The sequence below is a fragment of the Leeuwenhoekiella sp. CH_XMU1409-2 genome, assembly GCF_037029365.1.
Lineage (GTDB): Bacteria > Bacteroidota > Bacteroidia > Flavobacteriales > Flavobacteriaceae > Leeuwenhoekiella > Leeuwenhoekiella blandensis.
Genome location: NZ_JAYMEI010000036.1, coordinates 1 through 1,594, shown reverse-complemented (window position 1 = coordinate 1,594; position 1,594 = coordinate 1). Strand labels below are relative to the sequence as shown.

The 1,594-nt window shown below is 43.4% G+C and carries 1 protein-coding gene; it reads right to left on the bottom strand.

Translation table 11 applies throughout. The annotated features are described in order from the left end of the window. Positions 1 to 1,594: Ig-like domain-containing protein (locus WA338_RS18745; RefSeq protein WP_336094543.1), on the bottom strand; the 1,594-nt coding region annotated here is incomplete at both ends.

Sequence of the window (1,594 nt, the reverse complement as noted above, 5' to 3'; positions counted from 1 at the left end):
GGCGTGGTAAAAGCCTCGCCACTTGCTGTGGTTGCTAATAAACTTCCGCCAGAAGCGCTATCGTACCAGCGAAGTTCGGCTCCAGAAGAAGCAGTTGTAGCTACTAAAGAAGCACTATCGCCCGCGCAAACTTCAATATCCTCTGAGGCTGGGTCGATTACGGGAAGACTTGACGTAATTGCGATATCGTGAAAGTCAAGACTCTGTACAAGACTTACTCCTAGAAGTGCATTTAAACGCACCACTACCCGATCTGCCGGGCCGGCTACATCAAAAGGTATCGCTGCTATATCACCATCTTCTAATAATCCTAACAAATCTAAACTCAATAAGCTGGAAAGCGTAGATGAGGATACCAAAGTGGTTCCATTATAAGCTTCAAAAGTGATATTATTTGCCACGCCTACAGCCAATAAATTAGGGTCTATGCTGAGGCTTACTTTAAAATCTTCGGTTGCCTGAGTCGCAGCATCAAAGTAAACTTCTTGTTCTACCGAAGCTGCCACACTCACCACACCGAGCGTTAGTTGAGAGAATGTATTTACATCTCCATCTATCGCGTTATCTGGATTTGTGACTCCGGCTCCTAGCAGACCTAATCCACTTACACTGGTAGTGGTAAACGACGGACTATTACAAATCATAAGATCTATAGTAAGTTCATCGGTGGTAGCATCTACACTTGAAGTGCCTAAAGTATTGGTCGCAGTTGCTACCACATCATAAGTCCCTTCAGCCAGTGCTACAGGTATATCTAAAGTCCACGTATTATCACCGTTATCAGTTAAATCCCCATCGCCTTCAGTATAGATCACTCCGTCTACTGCAACCGTAAGATCATCTACAGAATCTGCCGTACCCGTAAGTCTTGGTGTCGTATCGCTGGTTGATAGCAAATCAACAGTAGGTACAGTAGGTGCGGAAGTGTCGATTGTAAGTTCATCGGTAGTAGTATCAACACTCGAGTTGCCTGCCGCATCGGTTGCAGTAGCTTGCACATCATAAGTGCCATCTGCTAAAGCTGAAGGAATAACTAACGTCCATGTATTATTACCATTATCTGTTAAATCTGAACCACTTTCCGGATAAGTAATACCGTCAACAATCACCACTAAATCATCTATTGAATCTGCAGTACCAGTAATTATCGGAGTATTATCATTTGTTGTTAAAAAGTCTACGGTTGGAACTGTAGGATCGGTGAGATCTATGGTAAGTTCATCGGTTGTAGCGTCTACATTGCTGTTGCCAACGGCATCGGTTGCAGCAGCTACTACGTCGTAAGTACCTTCTACAAGTGGAGAAGGAATAACTAACGTCCAAGTATCATCACCATTATCTGTTAAATCTGAACCACTTTCCGGGTAAGCAACACCATCAACAGTTACCACCAAATCATCAACAGAATCTGCAGTACCTGTGATGGTTGGTGTGTTGTCGTTAGTTGTTAAAAAGTCTACTGTTGGAGTTGTTGGTAGTACGGTATCGATGATAAGTTCATCTACTGTTGCATCTACACTGGAGTTTCCGGCTGCATCTGTTGAAGTGGCTACTACATCGTAGATGCCATCTGCTAGAATCACAGATATATTTA